Source organism: Caballeronia sp. NCF2, assembly GCF_023631205.1.
GTDB lineage: Bacteria > Pseudomonadota > Gammaproteobacteria > Burkholderiales > Burkholderiaceae > Caballeronia > Caballeronia zhejiangensis.
On the sequence record NZ_JALQDN010000019.1, the window covers coordinates 1 to 25,899 of the forward strand.

Consider the following 25,899-nt stretch of genomic DNA (forward strand, 5'->3'; position numbering starts at 1 on the left):
CTATCGCCGATTCCGAAGAACCAGCCGCACTCGCCATCAAGCGCCCACACTTATCGGCTGTTAGTTTTTAAAGAGCACATCGCAAGACAAGCCTTACTTCAACTTCCGTCTTGCGTCGCTGCATCAGCAGCAGAGAAACGAGATTATGAAGAACGTTTCGGTTCGTGTCAACAAGAATTCGAAGTTTCTTTTTCTTGCCGATCCGCGCCCGGAGCCTTCTACAACCTACCCCCGAGCACACCGCCGATACCGCCCTCTCCCGCTTCCTTCGCGTTCATCGAATCGCGAAGGAACGGAATTCTAGTGAGCGAATCCCGACTCCGCAAGGGGGATGCAAAGAAATTATCGTGGCGCTCCAAGTCACGCTGCACTCTTCTCCGATCGACGTGTTGCAACGCCGCACGATAAAAGCATCGCCCGAGCGACTACAATCAAAGGTTCACCGCACTAATTCACTCTAGTATCTATATGCGCTCGCGAATCGCAAAACGTATTCCCCCAGATGCAGACAAGCTCGTCAGCCTCTCCCTCGCGCTTTTCGCGTCCGGCAGCCGTGTCGAGGACCGCTTCTGGGAAGCTCGCCTGGACACGCTCATCGCCAAACTCGTGCGCAACGGCAATCAGACGACGCTCGACGCCGCGCTCGACCATCTGCAGCAGAATCATCCGGACGCCTACGGCGCGCTCGCCGATATGGCCGAGACGCACAGCGAGTCGTTCAGATTCGACATCGAAGGCGCACCGCATGAAGCCTTGCTCATTGCCGCGCCGGTGCTCGCGTGGACGCGCTACGCGATTCCATCGGGCTCGCTCAAGGGCGATGCCGTCGACGCACTGCGCACGCAGATGCAGGCTCATGTGCTCGCAGCCGATGCCCGGGTAGCCGTCGCGCCCTATCTGTACAGCATCGATCAGCTGCCACGCCACCATGTGGATACGTCGCGCCTCGCGCAACAGTTGCTGCAGACGGTGACGAGCGGCAGCGTCGCACGTCTGAATCTGTCGGACCTCCCGGAAACCTCGCCGATTCTCGCGGACCCGCGATTTCTATTGGCGCTGGTCGTCGTACCGGCCGGTGCGGCGTTCTTTCGCTGGCAGGAAGACGAAAACGGCAGCCGCGTGGAGCGGGGTCAATGCCTCGAACAGTGGGCCGCGCAAGGCGGACCGAGCTTCGCGGCAATTCTGCCGGGCTGCGAGTTCGAGTGCTTGCTTCCTGACGCCTACTACTCCGCCTGCCGCGACGCCGACGAGCAGGTGCGTCCGCACACCGTACGTACCGCCGTCCGATATCTGTTCGATACGCTCGGCACCGCGCCCCAGGACTTGCGCGCGGTCATCGCGGGCTTCGGCGAGCGGCGCATCGACGAATACCGCATCGGCTTTACACGTCGCGGCAGCAACGATGTGATCTACGGCGTCGTGTGGCCGCTCTACGGCCGCGAGAACGGGGAACTCGGAATGGACGAGGATCCGGTCGATCTCGAGGGCGCCAATGGACCGGTGGAAGAAATCGTCGAGTTGCTGAAGAAGACAGGTGTCTCTGACGTACGCCGCCATGCGGGACGCTTCGAACCGGAGTTCTGCGACGACTGCGGCGTGCCGCTCTATGCCGATCCGCTCGGCGAGATCGTTCACGCTGAAATGCCGGAAGACGCTGATCCTGCGCAGCCACATTTCCATTAACGATGCTCGATAGCAGCTATTTACGCCAAAAAGAACCCCGCCGCGTGCGGGGTTTTGTGTATTTATGCCTATGCCATTCGGATAGGGGGCCAAATCACCTTAAATTTGTCAACATACCGACTGGCGCCGATGCAAACCGGCGCCGAGTTCCGAAGCCGGTAGGCGACGGTGTATTGACAAGAGGTGAAGCATGATAATCAACATCATTGGTTCCGACGCAGAACGCCGGGCGGGCCTTAAAACATTGCTGCGCCGCGTTGCGCGCCAAGCGCAATTCATCGAGGCGAAGGATTGGAGACAAGCCCGTTCCGCCTTGAAGCGCTCCTCCCCTGACATGATCGTGATCGACTGGGCGCCCGAACTGCGCACCGGCGACCTGCAGATCCTGCTCGACGACGCCCCAGATGTGCCAGCGGCCATCATGGTCGACCGTTGCGGCGCCGCGCTGGTCTACGCGCTGATGAGCGTCGGCGCAATGGGCGTGATCCCGCGCGCCCTCGATCCCATCCTGATACTCCGCGCGCTGGAGATGGTCCTCGTCGGTGGACATTACATTCCGCCGGACGTGGTCGACCCGGAACTGACGCTTGAGCTCACCACCCGCCGCATTCGAAACAGTGCCAAGCTGCCGAAGATTCGCCATCATCCGACGCTGTCACCGCGACAACAGCAGATCATGCGCTGCGTGCACATGGGCAGCACGAACAAGATGATCGCGAAGACGCTCGGTATCAGCGAAGGCACGGTGAAAATCCACCTTGCAAGTATCTTCCAGCAGCTGGGCGCGACAAATCGCGCGGCCGCGGTCGCGATCTACAACGGCGTGCAGAATTCGCATCTCGAGATTCTGCGCAGCGGAGGCGAGAAACCGGTGCGCGTCGTATCGGGCCAGCCAGGCGTGATTCCGCTGCGCCGGCCGCGGACGCGCTATCCGTCGCTTCTCGACAACGATGCGGCCGCGCTGCCGATGGCCGCCGAGCCTGAATCAACGTTCTAGCAACAAACGAGGCAAACGGGTCCGTCCTTTGCGCACACGTTTTACGCGCAACGAGTAATATGCAAGGCATGGGGTTCTTCTACACACCGCTACCGCTTTGGCTAACCGTCGGCAGCTGGATCGCCGCCGCGGGGCTGCTCGCGCTCGCAATGCTGCAGCGTCCGTTCGCTCGCCTGCAGGACGCCACGCTGCAAAACGTGTGGCTTGGCGTCATCGTCGCGATCTCGGTGCTATGGGCATGCAACGCATGGTTCGATGACGGACCCGTCATCCATCTATTGGGCGCAACGTTGATGGTCACGCTGTTCGACTGGCGGCTCGCGCTCATCGGCACGGCCGCGACCACGGGTCTCGCGGCCGTCGTGCTCGATGCATCGTGGCTGTCGGTCGCGACCACCTATCTTCTCTTCGGCGCAGTGCCCGTCGCTGTGTCGACATTGCTGCAGCGCTTGAGCAACCTATGCTTGCCGCGCAATCTCTTTACCTTCATCGCCGGACACGGGTTCATCACGTCGGCGGTTGCGGTGGCCGCGGCTTGTGGCGCGACGGTCGGGCTCGAGATGGCGCTTGCCGGCGGCCCGGTCATCGTGCCTCCGGCATTCACGCGCGGCTCGCTGCTGCTGGGCGCCGGCGAGGCGCTCTTCACGGGCCTGCTCACCATATTGATCACGGTGTATAAGCCCGCCTGGATCACCACCTATGACGTGCGCCGCTATCGCCTGGACCGCGGCCCGCGCGTCTAGGTTGCGCGAAACGTATCAATTCACTGCTACTGGCGGAGTCGGATATCGGACTCCGGGCGATGGGTACGCGCACAAAGTACGATAAGATTGAACTCCCTCCCCACACGGCGCATCTTACTTGCCCGTGTCTTCTTAGCGCCAGACTTGATGGAAAGTAACTTCGCACCGCGCCGGCTCCTGCGGCTCGTCGGCCGGTTGGCGGTATGTGCATCGTTGGCATGCGCCGTGTCCGCTTTTGCCGATTCACTCGACGAGCGCAACGAACTGATTCACCACTTCGTCACCGATTTCAAAGCCAACCCGCTCGTCGCGGATTGCGCTGCACATGGCAACTTCATCGCCAGCACGTCGTCGGCGTTCGATCACGTCGAATTTCCGCCTGCCTCGTTCGATGCCTCGCATTCCGCGATCGAGCCGTGGAACGATTCGTTCGACGAGAAGAAGCAGCGAATCAAAGTGGACAATGTCGTGACCGTCGAAGGTCAAGGCATGCCGAAGGACGGCGGGAACGATCCCACTCCGCTCAAGTTCCGCTGCGGTTATGTCGGCAGTCAGATGCTCGCTTTCGGCTGGAACGATCCCGTCCCGCCATTGCGCGCGCGCGCTGAACCTCGCTCGACGCACGCCACGAAGGGCAAGCACGGCGCGAAGACGAAGGCGTCGTCGGGTAAGTCGAAGAGCACGTCGAAGTCCTCGACCAAGTCGACGAAAAAGACCACCAAGAAGCACTAGCTCCCTTCGTCCTGCGACGAAGACACGACAAAAAAGGGCGTGGCTGCATGAAGCGGCCACGCCCTTTTCACATCGGCGGCAAGTCGGCGGCGCTCAGGCGCCGAACGCCTGCAGATGCCACAGAATGGCTTGCAGCATCGATGCGCCGAGCGCCGCGCTGCGCGCGCCGTTCCAGCCGACGCTCTCGTCGGGCAGATTCGCGTTGTCCTTGAACGGCATCTCGAGCGTAAGCGACAGGCATTTATACTCGTTGCCGATGTACTTCGACGCGAGCTTGAGCGCATCTGTCTGATACTTGCTCGACTCGTAGCCGTGGACGTCCTGGAAATCCGGGCTCGCCTGCTTGAAGAAATCGACGAACGCCTTCTGCTCCTTCGCCTGCTGCTCGGTGAAGCCCGGCAGCATCTCCGAGCCCGCGACGAACACGTACGGAATGGCTTCGTCGCCGTGGATATCGAAGAACAGGTCGCAGCCCGTTTCCTCGATCGCCTCGCGCACGACCAGCACTTCCGGACTGCGTTGCGCGCTCGGCTCCATCCATTCGCGGTTGAGGTTCGCGCCCGCCGCGTTGGTGCGCAGGTTGCCGAGCACGCTGCCGTCCGGATTCATGTTCGGCACGATATGGAAAATGGCCCGCTCGAAGAGCGCGCGCGCCACCGGATCGCCCGCCCAGTCGCCGAAACCGGCGAGACGCTTCACGAGTCCTTCGACGAACCATTCCGCCATCGTCTCGCCCGGATGCTGACGCGCGATGATCCAGACTTTCTTCTTCGGCTCGGCGTCGCCGAAATCCGGGATGCCGAGCGACAGCACCGATATCGGGCGGCCCTGAACCGTGCTGCCGAGCTCGGTCAGCGTCGCGAGCGGCATCTGCTGGACCGCGCCGAGAAACTCCGAGTGGCGCTCTTCGCTGTACGGCTCGAAGTACGCGTAATAGATGCGATCGAAGTCAGGCGTGTGGTCGATCTTCATCACCTGCCCGTCGTACTCCGTCGACACGCGGAACCAGTTCACGCGGTCGTAACTGGCGACCGCTTCATAGTCGCGCCAGCCTTCGGGAAACGCGCACTGCGCCGCGTTCTCGAAGGTCATCACGAGACGCTCGCCGCGCGCGCCCGACACGCGGAAATAGAACCATTGCGCGAAATCCGCGTGCGAATCGGGACGAATGCGCAGGCGAATGTCGGCGGGATCGTCGGCGTTGAGGACTTCGATCGCGCCCGCGTCGAAGTTGCTTGAGATAGAGAGAGTCATCTGCGTTTCCTTGCGTGCTTGCCGCGTGGATCTCAGTCCGCGACGCGGCGACGAAATACATAGGTCGTGTCGTTCGATGCTTTTGCATCGAATTTGTAGCCTTCGCTGTCGAAGCCCTTGAGCGCTTCCGGTTCGTCGATGCGGTTCTCGACCGCATAACGCGCCATCATCCCGCGCGCGCGCTTCGCATGAAAGCTGATGATCTTGTAACGCCCGCCCTTCCAGTCCTCGAACACGGGCGAGATGACCGGAGCCGCCAGCAGCTTCGGCTTGACCGACTTGAAATATTCCTCCGACGCGCAGTTCACGAGCACCCGCGCGCCGCGCTGCCTCTGCAACTGCTCGTTGAGCGCCGCCGTAATGCGCTCCCCCCAGAAAGCGTAGAGATCTTTGCCGCGCGCATTCGGAAACTTCGTGCCCATTTCGAGCCGATACGGCTGCAGCAAATCGAGCGGCCGCAACAAACCATACAGTCCCGACAGCACGCGCACATGATTTTGCGCGAAATCGAGATCGCCGGCAGACAGCGACTTCGCGGCAAAGCCTTCGTACACGTCGCCGTTGAACGCGAGCACCGCCTGCTTGGAATTGTTCGTGTCGAAGGTCTTCGACCAGTCCGCGTAACGCTGGAAGTTCAGCGCCGCGAGCGGGTCCGAAATGCTCATCATGCCGCCGATCTGCTGCGGCGAAAGTTCGCGCAGTCCGTCGATCAGTTCCGCGGCGTCATCGACGAATTGCGGCAGCGTGTGCTTCTTGATATGGGCAGGCGTCTCGTAGTCGAGCGATTTGGCGGGCGAGAGAACGATTATCATGGAGGCTCGCCGGCACGCCGCCGGCGATCATTGGCATAAACCCCTGATTGTATCGAATGGACAATTCCGCCGCGCCGCAGCCTGGCTCCACGCGCGTGGTGCTCGATTCGAATGTGTGGATCGACATCCTCGTATTCGACGACCCCGCCACGCGTCCGATTCACGCCGCACTCATTGCCCGCACGCTCGAAGCGCTCATCGACGAGCGCTGTCTCAGGGAACTCACGCGCGTGCTCGACTATCCGCAATTCGTGCGAATGGACGTCGACAAGACCGCCGCGCTCGCGAGCGTCGCGCGCCTCTCGACGCTCGTGGCCGCGACCATCGACGAAAACGGGCGTCCGCTGCCCCAATGCAAGGACCGCGACGACCAGAAGTTTCTCGAACTCGCGCACGCATCGGGCGCACAGTGGCTCGTATCGAAAGACCGCGCGGTGCTGAAGCTCGCGCGGCGCGTCGCGCGCGATTTCGCGTTTCGCATCGCCGAGCCGAAGCCGTTCGTCATCGAATTCGAGGCACAGGCGGCCATCGGCTGACGGTGTCTTAAAATAGTCGCGAGCCAAATTCAACGCCCATCCGACCATGAACACGACGCACGAATTGCCGCCGACACCGCCCGAACTTTCCTTCCCGTCGCGTCTGCCCAACGTGGGCACGACCATCTTCACCGTGATGAGCGCGCTCGCCACGCAAAAAGGCGCGGTGAATCTCGGCCAGGGCTTCCCCGATTTCGATTGCGACGCCCGCATCGTCGATGCCGTCGCGGCCGCCATGCGCGACGGCCACAATCAATATCCGCCGATGGCGGGCGCCGCGCCGTTGCGCCAGGCGATCGCGCGCAAGATCGACGCGTTCTACGGCCGCGCGTATAACCCCGACACCGAAATCACCGTGACCGCCGGCGCGACGCAGGCGCTGCTCACGGCGATCCTGTGCTGCGTGCATCCGGGCGATGAAGTCATCGTCATCGAGCCGATGTACGACAGCTATGTGCCGTCGATCGAACTCGCGGGTGGCAAGCCGGTGTTCGTGTCGCTCGAAGCGCCCGACTACGCGCTGCCCTTCGACAAGATCGCCGCCGCGATCACGCCGAGGACGCGCCTCATCATGATCAACACGCCGCACAATCCGACCGGCCGCGTGTGGCGCGCGGAGGACATGAAGAAGCTCGAAGAGATCGTGCGCGACACCAATGTGCTGATCGTCTCCGACGAAGTCTACGAGCACATGGTCTACGACGGCGCACCGCACGAAAGCGTGTCGCGCTATCCGGAGCTGGCGAAACGCAGCTTCGTCGTGTCGAGCTTCGGCAAGACGTTTCATGTGACCGGCTGGAAAGTCGGCTATGTGGCCGCGCCCGCCGCGTTGACGGCCGAATTCCGCAAGGTGCATCAGTTCAACGTGTTCACCGTAAACACGCCGATGCAGATCGGTCTCGCGCATTATCTCGAAGACCCGAAGCCGTATCTCGAACTGCCCGCGTTCTATCAGAAGAAGCGCGATTTCTTCCGCGAAGGTCTCGCGAAGACGCGCTTCTCGCTGTTGCCGTCCGAAGGCACTTACTTCCAGTGCGTCGATTATTCGAAGATCAGCGACATGCCCGAAGCCGAGTTCTCGCAATGGCTCACGAGCGAGATCGGCGTCGCGGCGATTCCCGTTTCGGCGTTCTATCACGAGAGCCATGAATCGGGCGTCGTGCGCTTCTGCTTCGCGAAGAAGGAAGAAACGCTCGCACTCGCGCTGGAACGTCTCGCGAAGCTTTGAACCGCGGCGCACGCGCCATAACCGCCACAACGAGGAGTCGAACGGAACATGAGTACGCAAGACTTCAAGATCGAAACGCTCGGCATCGTCGGCAGCGGCGCGATGGGGCGCGGCATCGCGCAGATCGCGGCGCTCGGCGGGCTCAGCGTGCGCATCTACGATACGAATCCGAAAGCGCTCGCTGCGGCGCGCGAGTATCTGTCGGACACGTTCGCGAAGCTCATCGCGAAAGGCAAGCTCAAGGAAGCCGACGCGCACGCGGCGCTCGCGCGCATCCGCGATGCGGGCGACACGGGCGAGCTCTCCGATTGCGACGCCATCGTCGAGGCGATCGTCGAGAACCTCGACCTCAAGCGCGAACTGTTTCGCGAGCTCGAAGCCGTGGTCGGCGAGCGCTGCATTCTGGCGTCGAACACGTCGTCGCTTTCGATCACCGCGATCGCCGCCGGATGCGCGCATCCCGAGCGCGTCGCGGGCTTTCACTTCTTCAACCCGGTGCCGTTGATGCGCGTCGTCGAAGTCATCGACGGACTGCGCGGCGACCCGCGCGCAGGCGACGCATTGATGGACCTCGCGCGCCGCATGGGTCATACGCCCGTGCGCGCGAAGGACATGCCGGGCTTCATCGTCAATCACGCCGGGCGCGGCATGAACACCGAAGGCCTGCGCGTGGCGAGCGAAGGCGTCGCGAGCTTCGCGGAAATCGACCGCATCATGCGCGAGCAGGCAGGCTTTCGGCTCGGACCGTTCGAGCTGCTCGATCTCACCGCGCTCGATGTATCGCATCCGGTGATGGAGTCGATCTATCACCAGTTCTATGAGGAGCCGCGCTTCAAGCCGTCGCCGATCACGGGCACGCGGCTCGCGGGCGGGCTCATCGGGCGCAAGGCAGGCGAAGGTTTTTATCGCTATGTCGATGGCAAGCAGGACGTGCCGCCCGAACCCGCCGCGCCGACCGAACTGCCGACGCGCGTGTGGATCAGCCGCGCATCGCACGAAGGACGGGAGCAAGTGCTGAAGCTGATCGCCAAATGCGATTGCTCGGTGCACATCGACGCGGGCCACACGCCGGAGCCGGATTCGCTCATCATCGTGACGCCGCTCGGTTTCGATGCGACCACCGCCGCGGTCAACGAGCATCTCGATGCGACGCGCGTCGTCGCCGTCGATACGCTCTTCCCGCTCGATACGGTCGCGCGCCGCACGATCATGACGACGCCCGCGACCTCGCCCGAGATGCGCGACGCCGCGCACGCCCTCCTCGCTTTCGACGGCGTGCCGGTCTCCGTGATCCGCGATTCGACCGGCTTCGTCGCGCAACGCGTCGTCGCGACGATCGTCAATATCGGCTGCGATATCGCGCAGCAAGGCATCGCGACGCCCGAGGACATCGATCTCGCCGTGATGCTCGGCCTGGGCTATCCGCAAGGTCCGCTCGCGCTCGGCGATACGCTCGGCGCGACGACGATCCTCACGATCCTGCGTAACATTTGCACCGCGCTCGGCGATCCGCGCTACCGGCCCTCGCCGTGGCTCACGCGGCGCGCGCAGCTCGGACTTTCGCTTACCCATACCGAGGAGCTCAGATGAGCGCCGAACTTCTGACAGACCGTCCCGCGGGCAGCGACACCACGCTCGTGCTCAAGTTGTCCAATCCCGGCGCGCGCAACGCGCTGCATCCGGACATGTACGCGGCCGGCATCGAGGCGTTGAACACGGCGGAGCGCGACAACAGCGTGCGCGCGATCGTGCTGACCGGCGCGGACAACTTCTTCTGCGCGGGCGGCAATCTGAATCGCCTGCTGGAAAACCGCGCGAAGGATCCGTCGGTGCAAGGCGAAAGCATCGATCTGCTGGCGGAATGGATCAGCGCGTTGCGCTCATCGACGAAACCGGTCATTGCCGCCGTCGAAGGCGCGGCGGCCGGCGCGGGTTTCTCGCTCGCGCTCGCGTGCGATCTGATCGTCGCCGCCGATGACGCCCGATTCGTCATGTCGTATGCACGCGTCGGCCTGACGCCCGATGGCGGCGCATCGTGGTTTCTGTCACGCACGCTGCCGCGCACGCTCGCGAGCGAAGTGCTGCTCGAAGCGAAGCCGATCGGCGCGGCGCGGCTGCATGAAGTCGGCGTCGTGAACCGGCTGACGAAGAAAGGCATCGCGCTCGATGCGGCTATCGCGTGGGCCGACGATCTCGGCAGCGTGTCGCCGAAAGCGATGGCGCGCATCAAGTCGCTCATCAACGCCGCCGAACTGCAGCCGCTCGCCGCGCATCTCGACATGGAGCGCGACAGTTTCGTCGATGCGCTGCATCACGGCGACGCGCTCGAAGGCATCACCGCGTTCCTCGAAAAGCGCCAGCCGAACTATCGCTAAGCTCATGGCTCACTACGAATTGCCGAAGCGCCGGCGCATCTTTCTGATGCGTCATGGCGACGTCACCTATTTCGACGACAGCGGCCGCGCGATCGATCCCGAAAGCGTGCCGCTCAACGAGCGCGGACGCGAGGAAGCGAGCGCCGCGGGCCGCGAGTTCGCCGCGCAGAACGTGCGCTTCGATCGCGTGATCGCGAGCGGATTGCCGCGCACGATCGAAACCGCGCAACGCGTGCTCGACGCGACGGGGCAAAGCATCGACATCGAAGTGTGGCCCGAGTGGCAGGAAATTCGCGGCGGCAAGCTGAAGGATCTGACGGTGTCGGACATCGAGCGCGCGTTTCTCTCGGTGTTCGATGGCGTCGTGCCGGAAGAGACGCAATTCCTCGGCGGCGAAACCATCGGCGAATTGCTCGACCGCGTGCTGCCTGCGGTCGCGCGTCTGCGTGAAGATCGATCGTGGGACACGGCGCTGCTCGTGCTGCACGGTGGCGTCAATCGCGCGCTGCTCTCGCACGCGATCACCGCGGGCGGGCGCGCGTTCTTCGGGCATCTGTCGCAGGCGACGGGCTGCATCAACGCGCTCGATGTCGGCGACAAGCCGGCCGACTGGGTCGTGCACGCGATCAATCATTCGCCGCCCTCGCCGCTGCACGCCGACGTGCGCAATACGACGATGGAACTGCTCTACGCCCAATTCGTTCGCTACAAGGCCGGCGACATGAACTGAAAACCGCAGTCCGGAGGAGACGATGCAGAACAACGAGACGCAAAAGCAGTCCGATTTCTCCGCGTTCGAAGGAACGCGGCCCGTGCAGGACAAACAGCGTTTCGATACCGATGCGCTCGTAGCGTGGCTCGCGGCGAACGTCGATGGCTTCGACGGCCCGTTGACCATCGAACAATTTGCCGGCGGCCAGTCGAATCCGACATTCAAGCTCGTCACGCCCGCGCGCAGTTACGTGATGCGCGCGAAGCCCGGACCCGCGGCGAAACTCTTGCCGTCTGCGCATGCGATCGAGCGCGAGTATCGCGTGATGCACGCGCTCGCCGCCACCGACGTTCCCGTCGCGCGCATGCTCGCGTTATGCGAGGACGAAAGCGTGATCGGCCGCGCGTTCTATGTGATGGAGTTCGTCCAGGGCCGCGTGCTGTGGGATCAGTCGTTGCCCGGCATGACGCCCGTCGAGCGCGCCGCGATCTATGACGAAACGAATCGCGTGATCGCAGCGCTCCATACCGTCGATGTCGAGGCCGCCGGGTTATCGGGCTACGGCAAGCCGGGCAATTATTTCGAGCGGCAGATCGGACGCTGGAGCAAGCAATACGTCGCGTCCGAAACCGAGAAGATCGACGCGATGAATCGCCTGATCGACTGGTTGCCGCGGCATATTCCCGCGTCCCGCGAACCGAAAGTCAGCGTCGTGCACGGCGACTTCCGGCTCGACAATCTCATCTTTCATCCGGCCGAGCCGCGCGTGCTCGCCGTGCTCGACTGGGAACTGTCGACGCTCGGCGATCCGCTCGCCGACTTCGCGTATCACTGCATGGCGTGGCATGTCGACCCATCGCAGTTTCGCGGCATCGCCGGACTCGACTGGGCGGCGCTCGGCATTCCCGGCGAAGCCGCGTACGTGAAGCGCTATTGCGAGCGCACCGGCTTCGCAATCGAAGGCGACTGGAACTTCTATCTCGCCTACAACATGTTCCGCATCGCCGCGATCCTGCAGGGCATCATGAAGCGCGTCGTCGATGGCACCGCCGCAAGCGCGCAAGCCGTCGATGCGGGCAAGCGCGCGCGGCCGATGGCCGAACTCGCGTGGACATACGCACAAAAAGTGGGGACAAGCGCATGAACTTCGACTACACGCCCAAGGTGCAGGCGTTGCGCGAGAAGCTGCTCGCTTTCTTCGACGCGCACATCTATCCCAACGAAGGCGCTTACGCCGATGAAATCGCGGCGAATCGCGCGGCTGGCAACGCGTGGATTCCGACGCGCCTCATCGAAGGCTTGAAGGAGCAAGCGCGCGCCGAGGGACTGTGGAACCTCTTCCTGCCCGCATCGGCGCGTGGCGCGGGGCTGACGAATCTCGAATACGCGCCCTTGTGCGAAATCATGGGTCGCGTGCCGTGGGCGCCCGAAGTCTTCAATTGCAGCGCGCCCGATACGGGCAACATGGAAACCATCGAACGCTACGGCACCGATGCGCAAAAAGCCCAATGGCTCGAGCCGCTGTTGCGCGGCGAAGTCCGCTCGGCGTTTTTGATGACGGAGCCGGAAGTTGCGTCATCGGATGCGACGAACATCCGCTGCAGCATCGCGCGCGACGGCGACAGCTACGTGATCGACGGCCACAAATGGTGGTCGTCGGGCGCGGGCGATCCGCGCTGCAAAGTGTATATCGTGATGGGCAAGACCGACGCCGACGCGCCGAAACACGCGCAGCAATCGATGATTCTCGTGCCCGCCGATGCGAGCGGCATCACGGTGCATCGGCCGTTGAACGTCTTCGGCTACGACGACGCGCCGCACGGCCATATGGACATCACGCTCGACAACGTGCGCGTGCCCGCGACGAACATGCTGTTAGGCGAAGGACGCGGCTTCGAAATCGCGCAGGGGCGGCTCGGGCCCGGGCGCATCCATCATTGCATGCGTCTGATCGGACTCGCCGAACGCGCGCTCGAGTTGATGACGAGACGCACACTCGCGCGCGTCGCGTTCGGCAAGCCAATCGCGCAGCATGGCGTGACGCAGGAGCGTATCGCCGAGGCGCGCATCATGATCGAGCAGGCGCGGCTTCTGACGCTCAAGGCCGCGTACATGATGGACACCGTCGGCAACAAGGGCGCGCGCGGCGAAATCGCGATGATCAAGGTCGTCGCGCCGAACGTCGCGTGCCAGGTCATCGACTGGGCGATCCAGGCACACGGCGCGGGAGGCGTCTGCGACGACTTTCCGCTTGCTTATGCATATGCATCGGCGCGCACGCTGCGTTTAGCCGACGGCCCCGACGAAGTGCATCGAAATGCGATCGCGAAGCTCGAACTCGGGAAATACGCGTCAGGCGGCTGAAGCGCCTGAATCGACAGGATTGCGCAGGCCGAAAAGCGCGGCGGAATCGACGGTCAGCACGAGCTCGCCGTTCTGGTTGTGCGCTTCCCAGCGCGTCTGCACGATGCCGCGATCCGGCTTGCTCTTCGACACGCGCTTGTCGAGCACGCGCACGGTGAGGCGCACGCTATCGCCGACGCGCACGGGCTTGATCCAGCGGATGTTGTCGAGACCGGGCGAGCCCATCGAGGTCGAACCGCGCAACATGTCGCGCACGAGGATGCCCATCATCGCGGAACAGGTGTTCCAGCCGCTCGCGACGAGCCCGCCGAAATGCGACGCCTCGCCCGCCGCCTCCGAGAGATGAAACGGTTGCGGATCGTAACGCTCCGCAAATCCGACGATCTCCTCTCTCGTGAACGTGTGCGCGCCCAGCGTCACGGCGCTGCCGATTTCGAAATCCTCAAAAGCGTAGGTCATGCGTTCTCCTTTACGTGGCGGCAAATTCTGAAAACGGAGAACACGGTCGCGCAGAACGCGCGGAGGACTGGCGTCGGTGAGAAAAACTGAGGTCCATGCGCAGTGTCTCCTTCACGGCCCCTTCCGGAGCCCGAAAATACACCGCGCAAGAACGTTACTGCAGCGGCTCTTTCAGCGCGTCCGGAACAGGCAACGGCATCACGTCGATCCCTTCTTCGAGCAGCGCGTGCGTCTCTTCGGGCGTCGTGACGCCGCGTATGTTGCGCGCCGGCGCCTCGTTGTAATGAATGCGCCGCGCCTCGTCGGCAAACCGGTCGCCCACGTTTTCGGTCTTCTCGATCAGCTCGCGCATGAATTGCAGCGCGCGCGCCTGCAATGCCGCCGCTTCAGGCGCGGGTTGCGCCTGCGCAGGCTGGGACGCCGCCTCACCTCGCGCGGACGACAAATTCAAGCGTGGCGCGGACGGCATACGACTCACATCGGTCGCCGAGCAAACCGGACAAGCAACCAGCTTGCGCGACAATTGCGACTCGAACTCTTCGGTCGAGGCGAACCAGCCTTCGAACCGGTGATCGTGCGAGCACTTTAAATCGAGGACCTTCATGCTGATGGGGCTTCGTTGAAGTTTATCTCAAAAACGCGCTTTATGAACGGTCGTTCGCAAATCTGCAGGAATGTGCAGTGGCCGTCAAACGCTGAACTACTCATTCTAGCCGCTCGGCCCGAAGGGCGCCTTTGACGACGCAAAAACGACAAAAGCGGCCATCGAGGCCGCTTTTGCACGCATCCGTGTGACGAGCGCTCAATCCTCGATCGACTCACCAGGCTTCCACTCACCCGAGCGGATCTTCTCCAGCCAGAACACGCCGATGATCGTCTTCACGTCGCTGATGCTGCCGTCCTTCACCCAGGCCATCAACTGCGCTTCGTCGGCGACGAAAGTCTCGAGGAATTCGCCTTCGTCGAGTTTCGCATCGCCGGCATTGAGGCCGCGCGCAAGATAGATGTCGATGAACTCGGTCGAATACGAAATCACCGGATGGATTCGCGTGAGGAACGTCCATTCACGCGCGGTGTAACCCGTCTCTTCCTGCAACTCGCGTTTCGCGCACGTCAGCTCGTCTTCGTCCGGATCGAGCTTACCCGCCGGAAATTCGAGCAGCACGCGGCCCACCGGATAACGAAACTGGCGTTCGAGCAGCACGCGTCCGTCGTCGAAGACCGGGAGGATCATCACCGCGCCGGGATGCTCGACGAACTCGCGCGTCGCGTGCTTGCCATCGGGCAATTCAACGGTATCGCGTTTCAGCGTGAGGAACTTGCCCTCGTGCAGCGTGACGCTTTCGACCTTCTTTTCGATGAGGCCGTCGTCGTTACCGGGAATCGAGGAATGATCTGCCATCTTGAGCCCTGTGCTGTTGAAGCAAACAAGCCGCTGACAGCACGAAGCGGTCAGCGGCGTTTGACGAGATATTGATACGTGAAGCCCGGAAAGGCGAACACGACGAAGAGACTGAAGGTAATGGCATAGAACTGCCATTCCTGATCGAATCGGTTGCCGGCGCGCGCTTCGAGCATGAAGCCGAGCGCACCGACCACAAAGTAAAGAACGACGAGCTCGCCGATGCGAATCCACGCGCTCTTCTTCGCCGCCTTGCGTCCCGTCGACGCCGGAAGCGGCAACGGGACGATGGCGAAGAGGCGCTGATTCAGGAACGGCACGTTGGCAAGAACGAGCGCCAACAGCACGATGAACCAGCCTGCCGCCGACATTACAGCGGCAGCGTATGCGAGATCGCCGTGAGGCACGCGCTCATCAACGGACCCGGCACCAGACCGAGCACCAGAACGGCCAGGCCGTTGAACGCGAGCAGCGAGCGGTTCAGGCCGCCGGCGACGATCGGCGATGCGTCCGTCGGCGCATCGAAGTACATCAGCTTGACGACGCGCAGGTAGTAGAACGCGCCCACGAGCGAGGTCATCACGGCGAGGACGGCGAGCCATGTGAGACCGGCGTTCATCGTCGCTTCGAGCACGGCGAGCTTCGCGTAGAAGCCGACCGTCGGCGGGATGCCGGCGAGCGAGAACATCATGATCATCATGACGAACGCGAATACCGGGCTGCGCTGATTCAGGCCCTTGAAGTCTTCGAGCATTTCGGCTTCGAAGTCGCGGCGCGCGAGCAGCATGACCACGCCGAAGGTGCCGAGCGTCGTGACGAGATAGATGATGCTGTAGAACATCGCCGAGCTGTATGCGCCCGCCGCACCCGTCAGCTTGCCGTCGACCACGCCGGCGAGCAGACCCAGCAGCACGAAGCCCATGTTCGAGATGGCCGAGTAAGCCAGCATCCGCTTGATGTTCTTCTGCACGATACCCGTGATATTGCCGACGATCAGCGACAGCGCCGCGAGGATCACGAGCATTTCCTGCCAGTCCACCGCGAGCGGCAAGAGGCCCATCACCAGGAAGCGCAGACCCCACGCGAACGCCGCGACCTTCGGTCCGCCGCCGGTGAGCAGCGTCATCGCGGTCGGCGCGCCCTGGTAGACGTCAGGCACCCACATGTGGAACGGCACCGCGCCCATCTTGAACGCCACGCCCGCAACGATGAAAATCGCGCCGAACAGCAGCACGGCGTCGTTGATGCGGCCCGATGCGACGGTCTTCAGCACTTCGTTCAGATCGAGCGAGCCGGTCGCGCCGTAGATCATCGAGATGCCGTACAGCAGGAAGCCGGATGCGAGCGCGCCGAGCACGTAGTACTTCATCGCCGACTCGTTCGACTGCGGCACGTCCTTGCGCAGCGCGATCACCGCGTACAGCGACAGCGACATCAGTTCGAGGCCGAGATACAGCGTCAGGAAGTTGTTGCCCGAAATCATCACGCACTGGCCGAGCAGCGAAAACAGGCCGAGCAGGAAGAAGTCGCCGCGGAACAGGTCGCGGTCTTCCAGATACTTCTTCGAGTAGATGATCGACACCGCGTAGCCGAGACACACCACCGCCTTCATCGCGCTCGCGAACGGATCGACGATATACATGCGCGTGAAGAAGAAATGCGGCGTCGGGTCGAGCGCGGTGACGGCGAACCACACGCCGCAGACGATCGTCGACACGAGCGCGATCAGATACGTCGTGCCGCGGCTCTTCGGGCCGAACATCGTGTCGTTGAGCCAGGCCAGAACGACCGACGCCATCAGGACCGCGTCAGGCCAAAGAATACTCATAGAGGCGTTTTGCATGATCTCTTAGTTCCTCCGCACGACGTTACTGAGCCAGCGGCAGCTTGGACTGCGCGACGTGGGAGAGCAGGTTTGCCACGGATTCGTGCATCACGTCGGTAAAGGGCTTCGGATGCAGGCCCATGTACAGCGTGAACAGCGCAAGGATGGCGAGCATCAGGAATTCACGCCCGTTGATGTCCTTGAGCTTCGCGACGTGGTCGTTCGCGACCGCGCCGAAGTACACGCGCTTATACATCCACAGCGTGTAGGCCGCGCCGAGGATCAGCGTGAACGTCGCGAGGAAAGCGATCCAGAAGTTGTACTTCACCGCTGCCAGAATCACCATGAATTCGCCGACGAAACCCGAGGTACCCGGAAGGCCGCAGTTGGCCATCGCGAAGAGCATCACGAATGCCGCGAACTTGGGCATCGTGTTCACGACGCCGCCGTAATCCGCGATCTGGCGCGAGTGCACGCGGTCGTACAGCACGCCGATCGAAAGGAACATCGCGCCCGATACGAAACCGTGCGAGATCATCTGGATGATCGCGCCTTCGACCGCGAGCTGGCTCGACGCACCGAACATGAAGAAGCCGAGCGTGACGAAGCCCATGTGCGCGATCGACGAATACGCGACGAGCTTCTTCATGTCGGACTGCACCATCGCGACGAGACCGATGTAGATCACCGCGATCAGCGACAGCGTGATAACCACCGGCGCGAGGAAATGGCTCGCGTCCGGCGCGATCGGCAGCGAGAAGCGCAGGAAACCGTACGCGCCGAGCTTCAGCATGATCGCCGCCAGCACGACCGAACCGCCCGTCGGCGCTTCGACGTGCGCGTCCGGCAGCCACGTGTGCACCGGCCACATCGGCACCTTCACGGCGAACGCCAGGAAGAACGCGATGAACAGCAGCACCTGCGGCGTCATGTCGAGCTTCGCGGCTTGCCACGTCGCCAGATCGAACGTGTGCGTCTGCGTGTAGAGGTACAGCAGCGCGACCAGCATCAGCAGCGAGCCGGCCAGCGTGTACAGGAAGAACTTGAACGCCGCATACACGCGGTTCGGGCCGCCCCACACGCCGATGATGATGTACATCGGAATGAGCGTGGCTTCGAAGAACACGTAGAACAGCAGGCCGTCCGCCGTCGAGAACACGCCGATCATGATGCCCGAGAGGATCAGGAACGCGGCCATGTACTGCGACACGCGCTCGGTGATCACTTCCCAGCCGGCGATCACGACGATCACCGTGATGAGCGCGGTCAGCACGACGAACCACATCGAGATGCCGTCGACGCCGAGGTGATACGTGATGTTGAAGCGCTCGATCCAGTTCGACTGTTCGACGAACTGCAGCGCGGCCGTCGACGTATCGAAGCCGGTGATGAGCGGAATCGTGACGATCAGCCCGAGCACCGAGCCGACCAGCGCGACCCAGCGCGCGGGCGCCGGGTTGCGGTCGTTACCAACTGCGAGCACGAGCAGGCCGAAAACGATCGGCAGCCAGATCGCGACACTGAGAATCGGAAAAGAGTGCATAAGATCCCTCGCCTTATTTGCCGCCGAGCGTCACAAACAGGGTCAAGAGCCCCAACATGCCGATAATCATGGCGAACGCGTAGTGATAGATGTAACCGGATTGAAGGAAGCGGATCACACCGGCGAACCAGCCCATGAACCGCGCACTGCCGTTGACGATGCCGTCGATGACGACCACATCGCCCTCTTTCCACAAGCCGCGGCCGATGGCGACAGCGCCCTTCGCGAACACGACCTCGTTGATCTTGTCGCAGTAGTACTTGTTGTCGAGCAGCACGTAGATCGGGCGGAACGTGCGCGCGACAACCGCTGGCAGGTCCGGACGCTTCATATAGAAGAACCACGCGACGATCACGCCGAGCGCCGCGAGCCACACCGGACCCGGGGTGATGATGCCGTGCAGCGCCATCGCAATCCAGCCGTGGAACTCTTCGGCCATTTCCTTCAGGCCTTCGTGGTTCTCGGCGATGTAGATCACCTTGTCGAACACGACGCCGTGCGAGAAGAAGTCGCCGTAGATCATCGGGCCGATCATGATCGCGCCGATGATGATCGACGGAATCGCGAGCAGCACGAGCGGCAGCGTCACGACCCAAGGCGTTTCGTGCGGGACGTGAGCGTGTCCGTGACCGTGATCGTCGTGATGACCGTGCGAATCATGACCGTGGCCGTGCGCTTCCGCCTGGCCCATCGGCGAGTCGGGATGCTTCGGACCGCGGAAGCGCTCTTCGCCGTGGAACACCATGAAGTACATACGGAACGAGTACAGCGACGTGACGAACACGCTCGCGACCACCGCGAAATACGCGAAGCCCGAGCCCGCCAGATGCGAGTACTTCACGGCTTCGATGATCGAATCCTTCGAGTAGAAGCCCGAGAAGAACGGCGTGCCGATCAGCGCGAGCGAACCGATCAGCGATGTGATCCAGGTGATCGGCATGTACTTGCGCAGGCCGCCCATGTTGCGCATGTCCTGATCGTGGTGCATGCCGATGATGACCGAGCCCGCGCCGAGGAACAGCAGCGCCTTGAAGAACGCGTGCGTGCCGAGGTGGAACACGGCGACCGGATAAGCCGAGACGCCGAGCGCGACCGTCATGTAGCCGAGCTGCGAGAGCGTCGAGTACGCGACCACGCGCTTGATGTCGTTTTGCACGACGCCGAGGAAGCCCATGAACAAGGCCGTGATCGCGCCGATGACCGTCACGAACGAAAGCGCCGCATCCGAATGCTCGAAGAGCGGCGACATGCGCGTCACCATGAAGATGCCGGCCGTCACCATCGTTGCCGCGTGGATCAGCGCGGAAATCGGCGTCGGGCCTTCCATCGAGTCGGGCAGCCAGACGTGCAGCGGGAACTGCGCCGACTTGCCCATCGCGCCGATGAAGAGGCAAATGCACGCGACCGTCAGCAGACCCCATTGCGTGCCGGGGAACGTCATCGTCGCGAGCTTGTCGCCCTGCGCGAACACGTCGCCATAGTTCAGCGAACCGGCGAACGCGAGCAGCAGGCCAATGCCCAGCAGGAAGCCGAAGTCGCCCACGCGGTTCACGATGAACGCCTTCATGTTGGCGTAGATCGCGCTCTCACGCGTGAAGTAGAAGCCGATCAGCAGGTACGACACGAGGCCCACCGCTTCCCAGCCGAAGAACAGCTGCAGGAAGTTGTTGCTCATGACGAGCATCAGCATCGAGAACGTGAAGAGCGAGATGTACGAGAAGAAGCGCTCGTAGCCGACTTCCTCGTCCGCCATGTAGCCGATGGTGTAGATGTGCACCATCAGCGAGACGAAGGTCACGATGACCATCATCATCGCCGTGAGCGAGTCGACCAGGAAGCCGACTTCCATCTTCAGCGTGCCGACGCTCATCCATTCGTAGATGGTCGCGTTGAAGCTCGCGCCGTGCATCACGTCGTTGAAGACGATCGCCGAAAGAATGAACGAGATGAAGACGCCGAGGATCGTGACGCGATGCGCGCCCTTGCGCCCTACCCATTTCGCGAACAGCCCCGCGATCAGACAGCCGGCAAGCGGCGCCAGCGGAACCGCGAGCAGGAGGTTTTCATTGAGTGTCGTGGACATAACAGCCTAGCCTGAAATTAACCTTTGAGCTGATCGAGGTCCTCGACGTTGATCGTGTCGAGGCTACGGAACAGGGTCACGAGAATCGCGAGACCGATCGCGGCTTCAGCGGCGGCGACAGTCAGCACGAAGAACACGAAGATCTGGCCGTGCACGTCGCCCAGATAGTGCGAGAACGCGACGAAATTGGTGTTCACCGCGAGCAGCATCAATTCGATGGCCATCAGGATGATGATGACGTTGCGGCGGTTCAGGAAGATGCCGACGATGCTGATCGCAAAGAGGATCGCACCGAGCACGAGGTAATGGGCAAGACTCAACATATTCGATTTCTCCTTCGCGCTCAGCCCTTGTTGTCGACCGTGCCCGCGCCGATGTTGCCGGTCACGGCAGGTTCCGTGGAGGCGTCGGGCGCCTGCGTTTCGGCCTGCATCTTCACGAGGCGCACGCGGTCTTCGCGGCGCACCTTGACCTGCTGGCTGACGGTTTGGGTCTTCTTGTCCTTCTTGTCGCGGATCGTGAGCGAGATCGCCGCGATGATCGCAACCAGCAGCACGAGGCCGGCGATTTCGAACGCGAAGATGTAGTCGGTGTAGATGACCTTGCCGATCAGTTGCGTGTTCGACATCGCCGCTGCGCCCGTCACCGCCGTCGACGTTTCGGGTGTGATCGTGCCGCCGTAGCCGTGCCAAAGGATCAGCGCGGTCTCGATCACGATGATCGCGCCGACGATGCTCGCGAGCGGCACGAAGCGCCTGAAATCCTTGCGCAGGACATCGATGTTGATGTCGAGCATCATGACGACGAACAGGAACAGCACCATCACGGCGCCGACATATACGAGAACCAGCAGAATCGCGAGGAATTCGGCTTGCAGCAGCATCCAGATCGCGGCCGCGTTGAAGAACGCGAGCACGAGGAAGAGCGCGGACGACACCGGGTTGCGCGAAGTGATCACCTTCAGCGCGGAAACGACCAGCAGCAGCGCGAAGATATAGAACAGTACGGTTGTGAATTCCATGATTACCGGTTCATCGTTAGGCCATCATCAGGCATGGTGTGTCGGCGCTTTCGGACAGGAGCCGCCCTCGGCGCGCGCCGCAGTGTGCCAAACAGCAACAACAAAATCGCTACGGTGCGATGCCGGAACATGAGGCTCGGGCATCGGACGCATATCAACGATAAGGCGCGTCGGCCGCCTTCGATGCGGCGATTTCCGTTTCGTAGCGATCGCCCACCGCAAGCAGCATGTCCTTCGTGAAATACAGGTCGCCGCGCTTTTCGCCGTGATATTCGAGGATGTGCGTTTCGACGATCGAATCGACCGGGCAGCTCTCCTCGCAGAAACCGCAGAAGATGCACTTGGTCAGGTCGATGTCGTAACGCGTGGTGCGACGGGTGTTGTCCGCGCGCGTTTCCGATTCGATCGTGATCGCCATCGCCGGGCACACCGCTTCGCACAGCTTGCACGCGATGCAGCGCTCTTCGCCGTTCTCATAGCGGCGCAGCGCGTGCAGACCGCGAAAACGCGGCGAGATCGGCGTCTTTTCTTCCGGGAACTGCACCGTGATCTTGCGCTGGAACGTGTAACGTCCCGTCAGCGCAAGACCCTTGAGCAACTCGGTCAGGAAGAAGGTCTTAAAGAAGTTCTGAATAGAATTCATGATGTTTTCGTCCGCGCTCGCTTACTTCCAGATGTTGAGCGGCGACATGATCCAGAAACCGACCACGACCACCCAGATCACCGACACCGGCAGGAACACCTTCCAGCCCAGACGCATGATCTGGTCGTAGCGGTAACGCGGGAATGTCGCGCGCGCCCAGATGAAGACCGACAGCAGCAGGAAAACCTTGAAAACGAACCAGAATACGCCCGGAATGAACGACAGGAAGCCGAACGGTGCATCCCAGCCGCCGAGGAACAGCGTCGCTGCGATCGCCGAGATCACGATCATGTTGATGTACTCGGCGAGGAAGAACAGCGCGAACGCCATGCCCGAGTAATCGATCATGTGACCGGCGACGATTTCCGATTCGCCTTCCACCACGTCGAACGGGTGACGGTTCGTTTCCGCGATGCCCGAGATGAAGTACACGACGAACATCGGCAAAAGTGGCAGCCAGTTCCACGACAGGAAGTTGATGCCCCAGCCCGCGAACATGCCGCGCTGCTGCGAGTGCACGATGTCGGACATGTTCAGCGTGCCCGCGACCATCAGCACCACGACGAGCGCGAAGCCCATCGAGATTTCGTAGGACACCATCTGCGCCGCGGCGCGCATCGCGCCGAGAAACGCGTACTTCGAGTTCGACGCCCAACCCGCCAGAATCACGCCGTATACGCCGATCGACGAAATCGCCATGATGTACAGCAGACCCGCGTTGATGTCGCCGAGCACCGCTTTCGCCTGGAACGGGATCACCGCCCACACGGCGAACGCCGGCACCACGGTCATGATCGGTGCGATCACATAGATCCACTTGCTCGCAGCCGTCGGCTGGATGACTTCCTTGAGCAGAAGCTTCAGCACGTCGGCGATCGGCTGCAGCAAGCCTGCGGGGCCGACGCGGTTCGGGCCGAGACGCACGTGCATCCAGCCGATGAGCTTGCGTTCCCAGAGAATCAGGTAGGCCACGCACAGCAGGATGACCACCGAAACCACCAGGATGCGGACCACCGCCCACACCGTCGGCCATGCGACGCCCAGAAGCTGCGTGCCGCCTGCGTTGATCGTATCGAACAAGCCCATTTTTACGCCTTCTCCACTACCAGTTCACCGAACAGACCGCCGAGCGCGGCGCCAGCCGTCGTGCCCGCCGACACGCGGACCACCGATTCCGCGAGATTCGCATCGCGGACCGCGGGCAACGTCACCGACAGATTGCCTTGGCGAATACGCACTGCTTCGCCATCCTTCAGACCGAGCTTGTCGAAGAGCGCGGTCGGGAGGCCCGCCACGTTCGCATCGCGTGCGGCTGCCGTCAAATGCAACGAGGGCGCGCGGCGCACGAGCGCATCGGCGTGATAGATCGGTACATCGGCGAGACGCTGCAAGCCGCTGCCGTTCAACACGACGTTCGATGCAGCGCGCTTGGCCTGCACTGTCGTCTTGTTCGACAGACGCGCGGTCAGATCGCCCGTGCCCAACGCCGCGACACGCACTTCGTCAGCGGTGTCGAACTCGAAGCCCGGCAGGCCGAGGATCGTGCCCAGCACGCGCAACACCTTCCAGCCCGGACGCGTCTCGCCCAGCGCGCGCACGACGCCATTGAACGACTGAGCCGTGCCTTCCGCGTTGACGAACGTGCCCGACGTTTCCGTGAACGGCGCGATCGGCAGCAGCACGTCCGCGTAGTCCATGCCGTGCTTGAACGGCGACATCACGACGACCATTTCCGCTGCCTTGAGCGCGGCGATGGCTTGCGCCGGATTGGCCGTATCGAATTCCGGTTCCGCGTTGAAGAGCACGTAGCCCTTGCGCGGCTGCTCGAACACTTCACGCGCGTTGAGACCGCCCTCGCCCGGCAATGCATCGACGAGATGCGCGCCGACCGCGTTCGCCCCTTCCGTGAGGAAGCCGAGCGTCGCGCCGGTATTGTCGGCGATCCACTGGGCGGCCGCCTGAATCTGCGCGAAATCCGGATGCTGAACCGCGAGGTTGCCGAGCAGTACGACGCGCTGTTCGCCCGCCGACAGCGACGCCGCGACGTCCTTCGCCGCGGCCGACACTTCGCGACCCGCGAATGCGTCCGGCAGCGCGACGCCGCGCGCTTCCGAAACCGCCGCAGCGATGCCCGCAAGCTGATCGAGCCACGCCGACGGCGCCGCGACCAGGCGATGCGCGGTCGGGATCAGCGAGTCGTCGTTGCTTGCGTTGAGGAACGTGAGCTTCGCGCCGTTTTTCGCGGCCTGACGCAGACGCGCGGCAAACAGCGGATGATCGCGACGCAGGAACGAGCCGATGACGAACGCAGTGTCGATAGTCGACAGATTCGCGATCTTCGTGCCGAGCCACGGCGCGCCGACGCCGACCGGCGCCGAGAAATCGTTCTGACGCAGACGGAAATCGACGTTCGGCGTGCCGACGCCTTCAGCCAGCGTCTTCAGCAGATGCAGTTCTTCGACCGTGCTGTGCGGCGTGGCCAAAGCGGCGATGGCATTCGCGCCGTGATCCGCCTTGATGCCCTTCAGGCCCTTCGCGACGTACTCGAGCGCGGTCTGCCAGTCGGTTTCGATCCAGTTGCCGCCCTGTTTCAGCATCGGCGTGGTGAGACGCTCGTCGCTGTTCAGGCCTTCGTACGAGAAGCGGTCCTTGTCGGAGATCCAGCATTCGTTGATGGCTTCGTTCTCCATCGGCAGAACGCGCATCACGCGGTTGTTCTTCACCTGCACCACGAGGTTCGCGCCGACGGAATCGTGCGGGCTCACCGACTTGCGGCGCGACAGTTCCCACGTACGGGCGCTGTAGCGGAACGGCTTGCTCGTCAACGCGCCGACCGGGCACAGGTCGATCATGTTGCCCGACAGCTCCGAATCCACGGTCTTGCCGACGAACGACGTGATTTCCGAATGCTCGCCACGGCCCAGCATGCCGAGCTCCATCACGCCGGCGACTTCCTGGCCGAAGCGCACGCAGCGCGTGCAGTGGATGCAGCGCGACATCTCTTCCATCGAGATGAGCGGACCGACGTTCTTGTGGAACACCACGCGCTTTTCTTCGCTATAGCGCGACTGCGACTTGCCGTAACCGACGGCCAGATCCTGCAATTGGCACTCGCCGCCCTGATCGCAGATCGGGCAATCGAGCGGGTGGTTGATCAGCAGGAATTCCATCACCGACTGTTGGGCCTTCACGGCCTTGTCCGACGTCGTGCGGACGATCATGCCGTTCGATACCGGCGTGGCGCAGGCGGGAACGGCCTTTGGCATCTTTTCGACTTCGACGAGGCACATCCGGCAGTTCGCCGCGATCGACAGTTTCTTGTGATAGCAGAAGTGAGGGATGTACGTATCGACCTTGTGCGCAGCCTGGATCACCATGCTGCCTTCAGGCACCTCGACCGCCTTGCCGTCAATTTCTAGTTCAACCATGATGGATAAAGATCCTCAACCCTTCTCGAGCGTTGTCGCGCATCTGACTGCGCGCCTGA

At 62.5% G+C, this 25,899-nt stretch carries 25 protein-coding genes; 11 read left to right on the forward strand and 14 right to left on the reverse strand.

Annotation, left to right across the window (positions count from 1 at the left end):
- The first annotated feature begins 468 nt into the window (after positions 1 to 468).
- The 4 genes from NCS02_RS08875 to NCS02_RS08890 all read left to right on the forward strand — a co-directional run bounded on the left by NCS02_RS08875 (position 469) and on the right by NCS02_RS08890 (position 4,155).
- Positions 469 to 1,683 carry a DUF2863 family protein gene (locus tag NCS02_RS08875; protein ID WP_175983165.1) on the forward strand — a complete coding sequence of 405 codons (1,215 nt, stop codon included), beginning with the start codon at positions 469 to 471 and terminating at the stop codon, positions 1,681 to 1,683.
- Positions 1,684 to 1,873: 190 nt separating this feature from the next.
- On the forward strand, positions 1,874 to 2,680 hold the full coding sequence (locus NCS02_RS08880) for a helix-turn-helix transcriptional regulator (protein WP_033535768.1): 807 nt from the start codon (positions 1,874 to 1,876) through the stop codon (positions 2,678 to 2,680).
- A gap of 68 nt (positions 2,681 to 2,748) precedes the next feature.
- Complete coding sequence (locus tag NCS02_RS08885; protein WP_033535783.1) at positions 2,749 to 3,423, forward strand: membrane protein; 675 nt, start codon at positions 2,749 to 2,751, stop codon at positions 3,421 to 3,423.
- Positions 3,424 to 3,570: 147 nt separating this feature from the next.
- Positions 3,571 to 4,155 (forward strand): BspC domain-containing protein, encoded by a 585-nt coding sequence (locus NCS02_RS08890; protein WP_250434875.1) that lies wholly within the window; start codon positions 3,571 to 3,573, stop codon positions 4,153 to 4,155.
- A gap of 93 nt (positions 4,156 to 4,248) precedes the next feature.
- Here the strand turns inward: NCS02_RS08890 and NCS02_RS08895 are convergent, their stop codons facing one another.
- Together NCS02_RS08895 and yaaA are read right to left on the reverse strand one after the other, a co-directional pair.
- The gene (locus NCS02_RS08895) at positions 4,249 to 5,409 is read right to left on the reverse strand and encodes a M14 family metallopeptidase (protein ID WP_008341683.1); all 1,161 of its coding nucleotides are present in this window, start codon (positions 5,407 to 5,409) and stop codon (positions 4,249 to 4,251) included.
- 32 nt (positions 5,410 to 5,441) lie between these two features.
- The gene (gene yaaA, locus NCS02_RS08900; protein WP_008341685.1) at positions 5,442 to 6,221 is read right to left on the reverse strand and encodes a peroxide stress protein YaaA; all 780 of its coding nucleotides are present in this window, start codon (positions 6,219 to 6,221) and stop codon (positions 5,442 to 5,444) included.
- Between the two features lie 56 nt (positions 6,222 to 6,277).
- On the opposite strand from yaaA, the gene NCS02_RS08905 reads away from it, so the two are divergent.
- The 7 genes from NCS02_RS08905 to NCS02_RS08935 are packed head-to-tail and all read left to right on the forward strand — an operon-like array spanning position 6,278 to position 13,436.
- Positions 6,278 to 6,757 (forward strand): putative toxin-antitoxin system toxin component, PIN family, encoded by a 480-nt coding sequence (locus NCS02_RS08905; RefSeq protein WP_250519579.1) that lies wholly within the window; start codon positions 6,278 to 6,280, stop codon positions 6,755 to 6,757.
- Positions 6,758 to 6,803: 46 nt separating this feature from the next.
- Entirely contained in the window at positions 6,804 to 7,985 is a 1,182-nt protein-coding gene (locus NCS02_RS08910) for a pyridoxal phosphate-dependent aminotransferase (RefSeq protein WP_250519580.1), read from the forward strand.
- Positions 7,986 to 8,033: 48 nt separating this feature from the next.
- Positions 8,034 to 9,575, forward strand: a complete 1,542-nt coding sequence (locus tag NCS02_RS08915) for a 3-hydroxyacyl-CoA dehydrogenase (protein ID WP_008341692.1) — start codon at positions 8,034 to 8,036, stop codon at positions 9,573 to 9,575.
- Positions 9,572 to 10,360 (forward strand): oxepin-CoA hydrolase, alternative type, encoded by a 789-nt coding sequence (locus tag NCS02_RS08920; protein WP_008341693.1) that lies wholly within the window; start codon positions 9,572 to 9,574, stop codon positions 10,358 to 10,360. The genes NCS02_RS08915 and NCS02_RS08920 overlap by 4 nt, the downstream gene beginning before the upstream one ends.
- Before the next feature lie 4 nt (positions 10,361 to 10,364).
- A complete protein-coding gene (locus NCS02_RS08925) occupies positions 10,365 to 11,090 on the forward strand; it encodes a histidine phosphatase family protein (RefSeq protein WP_008341696.1) in 726 nt (241 codons plus the stop codon).
- A gap of 22 nt (positions 11,091 to 11,112) precedes the next feature.
- Positions 11,113 to 12,216 (forward strand): phosphotransferase, encoded by a 1,104-nt coding sequence (locus NCS02_RS08930; RefSeq protein ID WP_244807404.1) that lies wholly within the window; start codon positions 11,113 to 11,115, stop codon positions 12,214 to 12,216.
- Complete coding sequence (locus NCS02_RS08935) at positions 12,213 to 13,436, forward strand: acyl-CoA dehydrogenase family protein (RefSeq protein ID WP_033535770.1); 1,224 nt, start codon at positions 12,213 to 12,215, stop codon at positions 13,434 to 13,436. Before NCS02_RS08930 ends, NCS02_RS08935 begins: the two co-directional genes overlap by 4 nt.
- Here NCS02_RS08935 and NCS02_RS08940 read toward each other — a convergent pair.
- From NCS02_RS08940 to nuoG, 12 genes are all read right to left on the reverse strand, one after another.
- Positions 13,425 to 13,895, reverse strand: a complete 471-nt coding sequence (locus tag NCS02_RS08940; RefSeq protein WP_250439927.1) for a MaoC family dehydratase — start codon at positions 13,893 to 13,895, stop codon at positions 13,425 to 13,427. The genes NCS02_RS08935 and NCS02_RS08940 overlap by 12 nt on opposite strands.
- 154 nt (positions 13,896 to 14,049) lie before the next feature.
- The gene (locus NCS02_RS08945) at positions 14,050 to 14,499 is read right to left on the reverse strand and encodes a DUF1178 family protein (RefSeq protein ID WP_250519581.1); all 450 of its coding nucleotides are present in this window, start codon (positions 14,497 to 14,499) and stop codon (positions 14,050 to 14,052) included.
- A 198-nt stretch (positions 14,500 to 14,697) separates the two neighbouring features.
- The gene (locus NCS02_RS08950; protein WP_250519582.1) at positions 14,698 to 15,297 is read right to left on the reverse strand and encodes an NUDIX domain-containing protein; all 600 of its coding nucleotides are present in this window, start codon (positions 15,295 to 15,297) and stop codon (positions 14,698 to 14,700) included.
- Between the two features lie 50 nt (positions 15,298 to 15,347).
- Positions 15,348 to 15,668: a DUF2818 family protein gene (locus tag NCS02_RS08955; RefSeq protein ID WP_175983173.1), complete on the reverse strand. Its 321-nt coding sequence runs from the start codon at positions 15,666 to 15,668 to the stop codon at positions 15,348 to 15,350.
- Positions 15,668 to 17,140 (reverse strand): NADH-quinone oxidoreductase subunit NuoN, encoded by a 1,473-nt coding sequence (nuoN, locus tag NCS02_RS08960; protein ID WP_244807408.1) that lies wholly within the window; start codon positions 17,138 to 17,140, stop codon positions 15,668 to 15,670. The genes NCS02_RS08955 and nuoN overlap by 1 nt, the downstream gene beginning before the upstream one ends.
- Before the next feature lie 25 nt (positions 17,141 to 17,165).
- Positions 17,166 to 18,665: an NADH-quinone oxidoreductase subunit M gene (locus tag NCS02_RS08965; RefSeq protein ID WP_008341712.1), complete on the reverse strand. Its 1,500-nt coding sequence runs from the start codon at positions 18,663 to 18,665 to the stop codon at positions 17,166 to 17,168.
- 13 nt (positions 18,666 to 18,678) lie between these two features.
- On the reverse strand, positions 18,679 to 20,748 hold the full coding sequence (gene nuoL / locus NCS02_RS08970; RefSeq protein WP_008341714.1) for an NADH-quinone oxidoreductase subunit L: 2,070 nt from the start codon (positions 20,746 to 20,748) through the stop codon (positions 18,679 to 18,681).
- A gap of 17 nt (positions 20,749 to 20,765) precedes the next feature.
- Positions 20,766 to 21,071, reverse strand: coding sequence for an NADH-quinone oxidoreductase subunit NuoK (nuoK, locus tag NCS02_RS08975; RefSeq protein WP_007588140.1), 306 nt, complete (start codon positions 21,069 to 21,071; stop codon positions 20,766 to 20,768).
- A gap of 20 nt (positions 21,072 to 21,091) precedes the next feature.
- The gene (locus NCS02_RS08980) at positions 21,092 to 21,769 is read right to left on the reverse strand and encodes an NADH-quinone oxidoreductase subunit J (protein WP_008341733.1); all 678 of its coding nucleotides are present in this window, start codon (positions 21,767 to 21,769) and stop codon (positions 21,092 to 21,094) included.
- Between the two features lie 154 nt (positions 21,770 to 21,923).
- The gene (gene nuoI, locus NCS02_RS08985; protein ID WP_250522985.1) at positions 21,924 to 22,412 is read right to left on the reverse strand and encodes an NADH-quinone oxidoreductase subunit NuoI; all 489 of its coding nucleotides are present in this window, start codon (positions 22,410 to 22,412) and stop codon (positions 21,924 to 21,926) included.
- A gap of 21 nt (positions 22,413 to 22,433) precedes the next feature.
- Positions 22,434 to 23,498 carry an NADH-quinone oxidoreductase subunit NuoH gene (gene nuoH / locus NCS02_RS08990; RefSeq protein WP_008341736.1) on the reverse strand — a complete coding sequence of 355 codons (1,065 nt, stop codon included), beginning with the start codon at positions 23,496 to 23,498 and terminating at the stop codon, positions 22,434 to 22,436.
- A gap of 2 nt (positions 23,499 to 23,500) precedes the next feature.
- On the reverse strand, positions 23,501 to 25,840 hold the full coding sequence (gene nuoG, locus NCS02_RS08995; protein ID WP_250519583.1) for an NADH-quinone oxidoreductase subunit NuoG: 2,340 nt from the start codon (positions 25,838 to 25,840) through the stop codon (positions 23,501 to 23,503).
- Between the last annotated feature and the right edge of the window lie 59 nt (positions 25,841 to 25,899).

Coding starts and splice junctions, on each gene's coding strand:
- NCS02_RS08875 (WP_175983165.1), top strand. CDS start 469: ATGCGCTCGCGAATCGCAAAACGTATTCCCCCAGATGCAGACAAGCTC.
- NCS02_RS08880 (WP_033535768.1), top strand. CDS start 1,874: ATGATAATCAACATCATTGGTTCCGACGCAGAACGCCGGGCGGGCCTT.
- NCS02_RS08885 (WP_033535783.1), top strand. CDS start 2,749: ATGGGGTTCTTCTACACACCGCTACCGCTTTGGCTAACCGTCGGCAGC.
- NCS02_RS08890 (WP_250434875.1), top strand. CDS start 3,571: ATGGAAAGTAACTTCGCACCGCGCCGGCTCCTGCGGCTCGTCGGCCGG.
- NCS02_RS08895 (WP_008341683.1), bottom strand. CDS start 5,409: ATGACTCTCTCTATCTCAAGCAACTTCGACGCGGGCGCGATCGAAGTC.
- yaaA (WP_008341685.1), bottom strand. CDS start 6,221: ATGATAATCGTTCTCTCGCCCGCCAAATCGCTCGACTACGAGACGCCT.
- NCS02_RS08905 (WP_250519579.1), top strand. CDS start 6,278: ATGGACAATTCCGCCGCGCCGCAGCCTGGCTCCACGCGCGTGGTGCTC.
- NCS02_RS08910 (WP_250519580.1), top strand. CDS start 6,804: ATGAACACGACGCACGAATTGCCGCCGACACCGCCCGAACTTTCCTTC.
- NCS02_RS08915 (WP_008341692.1), top strand. CDS start 8,034: ATGAGTACGCAAGACTTCAAGATCGAAACGCTCGGCATCGTCGGCAGC.
- NCS02_RS08920 (WP_008341693.1), top strand. CDS start 9,572: ATGAGCGCCGAACTTCTGACAGACCGTCCCGCGGGCAGCGACACCACG.
- NCS02_RS08925 (WP_008341696.1), top strand. CDS start 10,365: ATGGCTCACTACGAATTGCCGAAGCGCCGGCGCATCTTTCTGATGCGT.
- NCS02_RS08930 (WP_244807404.1), top strand. CDS start 11,113: ATGCAGAACAACGAGACGCAAAAGCAGTCCGATTTCTCCGCGTTCGAA.
- NCS02_RS08935 (WP_033535770.1), top strand. CDS start 12,213: ATGAACTTCGACTACACGCCCAAGGTGCAGGCGTTGCGCGAGAAGCTG.
- NCS02_RS08940 (WP_250439927.1), bottom strand. CDS start 13,895: ATGACCTACGCTTTTGAGGATTTCGAAATCGGCAGCGCCGTGACGCTG.
- NCS02_RS08945 (WP_250519581.1), bottom strand. CDS start 14,499: ATGAAGGTCCTCGATTTAAAGTGCTCGCACGATCACCGGTTCGAAGGC.
- NCS02_RS08950 (WP_250519582.1), bottom strand. CDS start 15,297: ATGGCAGATCATTCCTCGATTCCCGGTAACGACGACGGCCTCATCGAA.
- NCS02_RS08955 (WP_175983173.1), bottom strand. CDS start 15,668: ATGTCGGCGGCAGGCTGGTTCATCGTGCTGTTGGCGCTCGTTCTTGCC.
- nuoN (WP_244807408.1), bottom strand. CDS start 17,140: ATGCAAAACGCCTCTATGAGTATTCTTTGGCCTGACGCGGTCCTGATG.
- NCS02_RS08965 (WP_008341712.1), bottom strand. CDS start 18,665: ATGCACTCTTTTCCGATTCTCAGTGTCGCGATCTGGCTGCCGATCGTT.
- nuoL (WP_008341714.1), bottom strand. CDS start 20,748: ATGTCCACGACACTCAATGAAAACCTCCTGCTCGCGGTTCCGCTGGCG.
- nuoK (WP_007588140.1), bottom strand. CDS start 21,071: ATGTTGAGTCTTGCCCATTACCTCGTGCTCGGTGCGATCCTCTTTGCG.
- NCS02_RS08980 (WP_008341733.1), bottom strand. CDS start 21,769: ATGGAATTCACAACCGTACTGTTCTATATCTTCGCGCTGCTGCTGGTC.
- nuoI (WP_250522985.1), bottom strand. CDS start 22,412: ATGAATTCTATTCAGAACTTCTTTAAGACCTTCTTCCTGACCGAGTTG.
- nuoH (WP_008341736.1), bottom strand. CDS start 23,498: ATGGGCTTGTTCGATACGATCAACGCAGGCGGCACGCAGCTTCTGGGC.
- nuoG (WP_250519583.1), bottom strand. CDS start 25,840: ATGGTTGAACTAGAAATTGACGGCAAGGCGGTCGAGGTGCCTGAAGGC.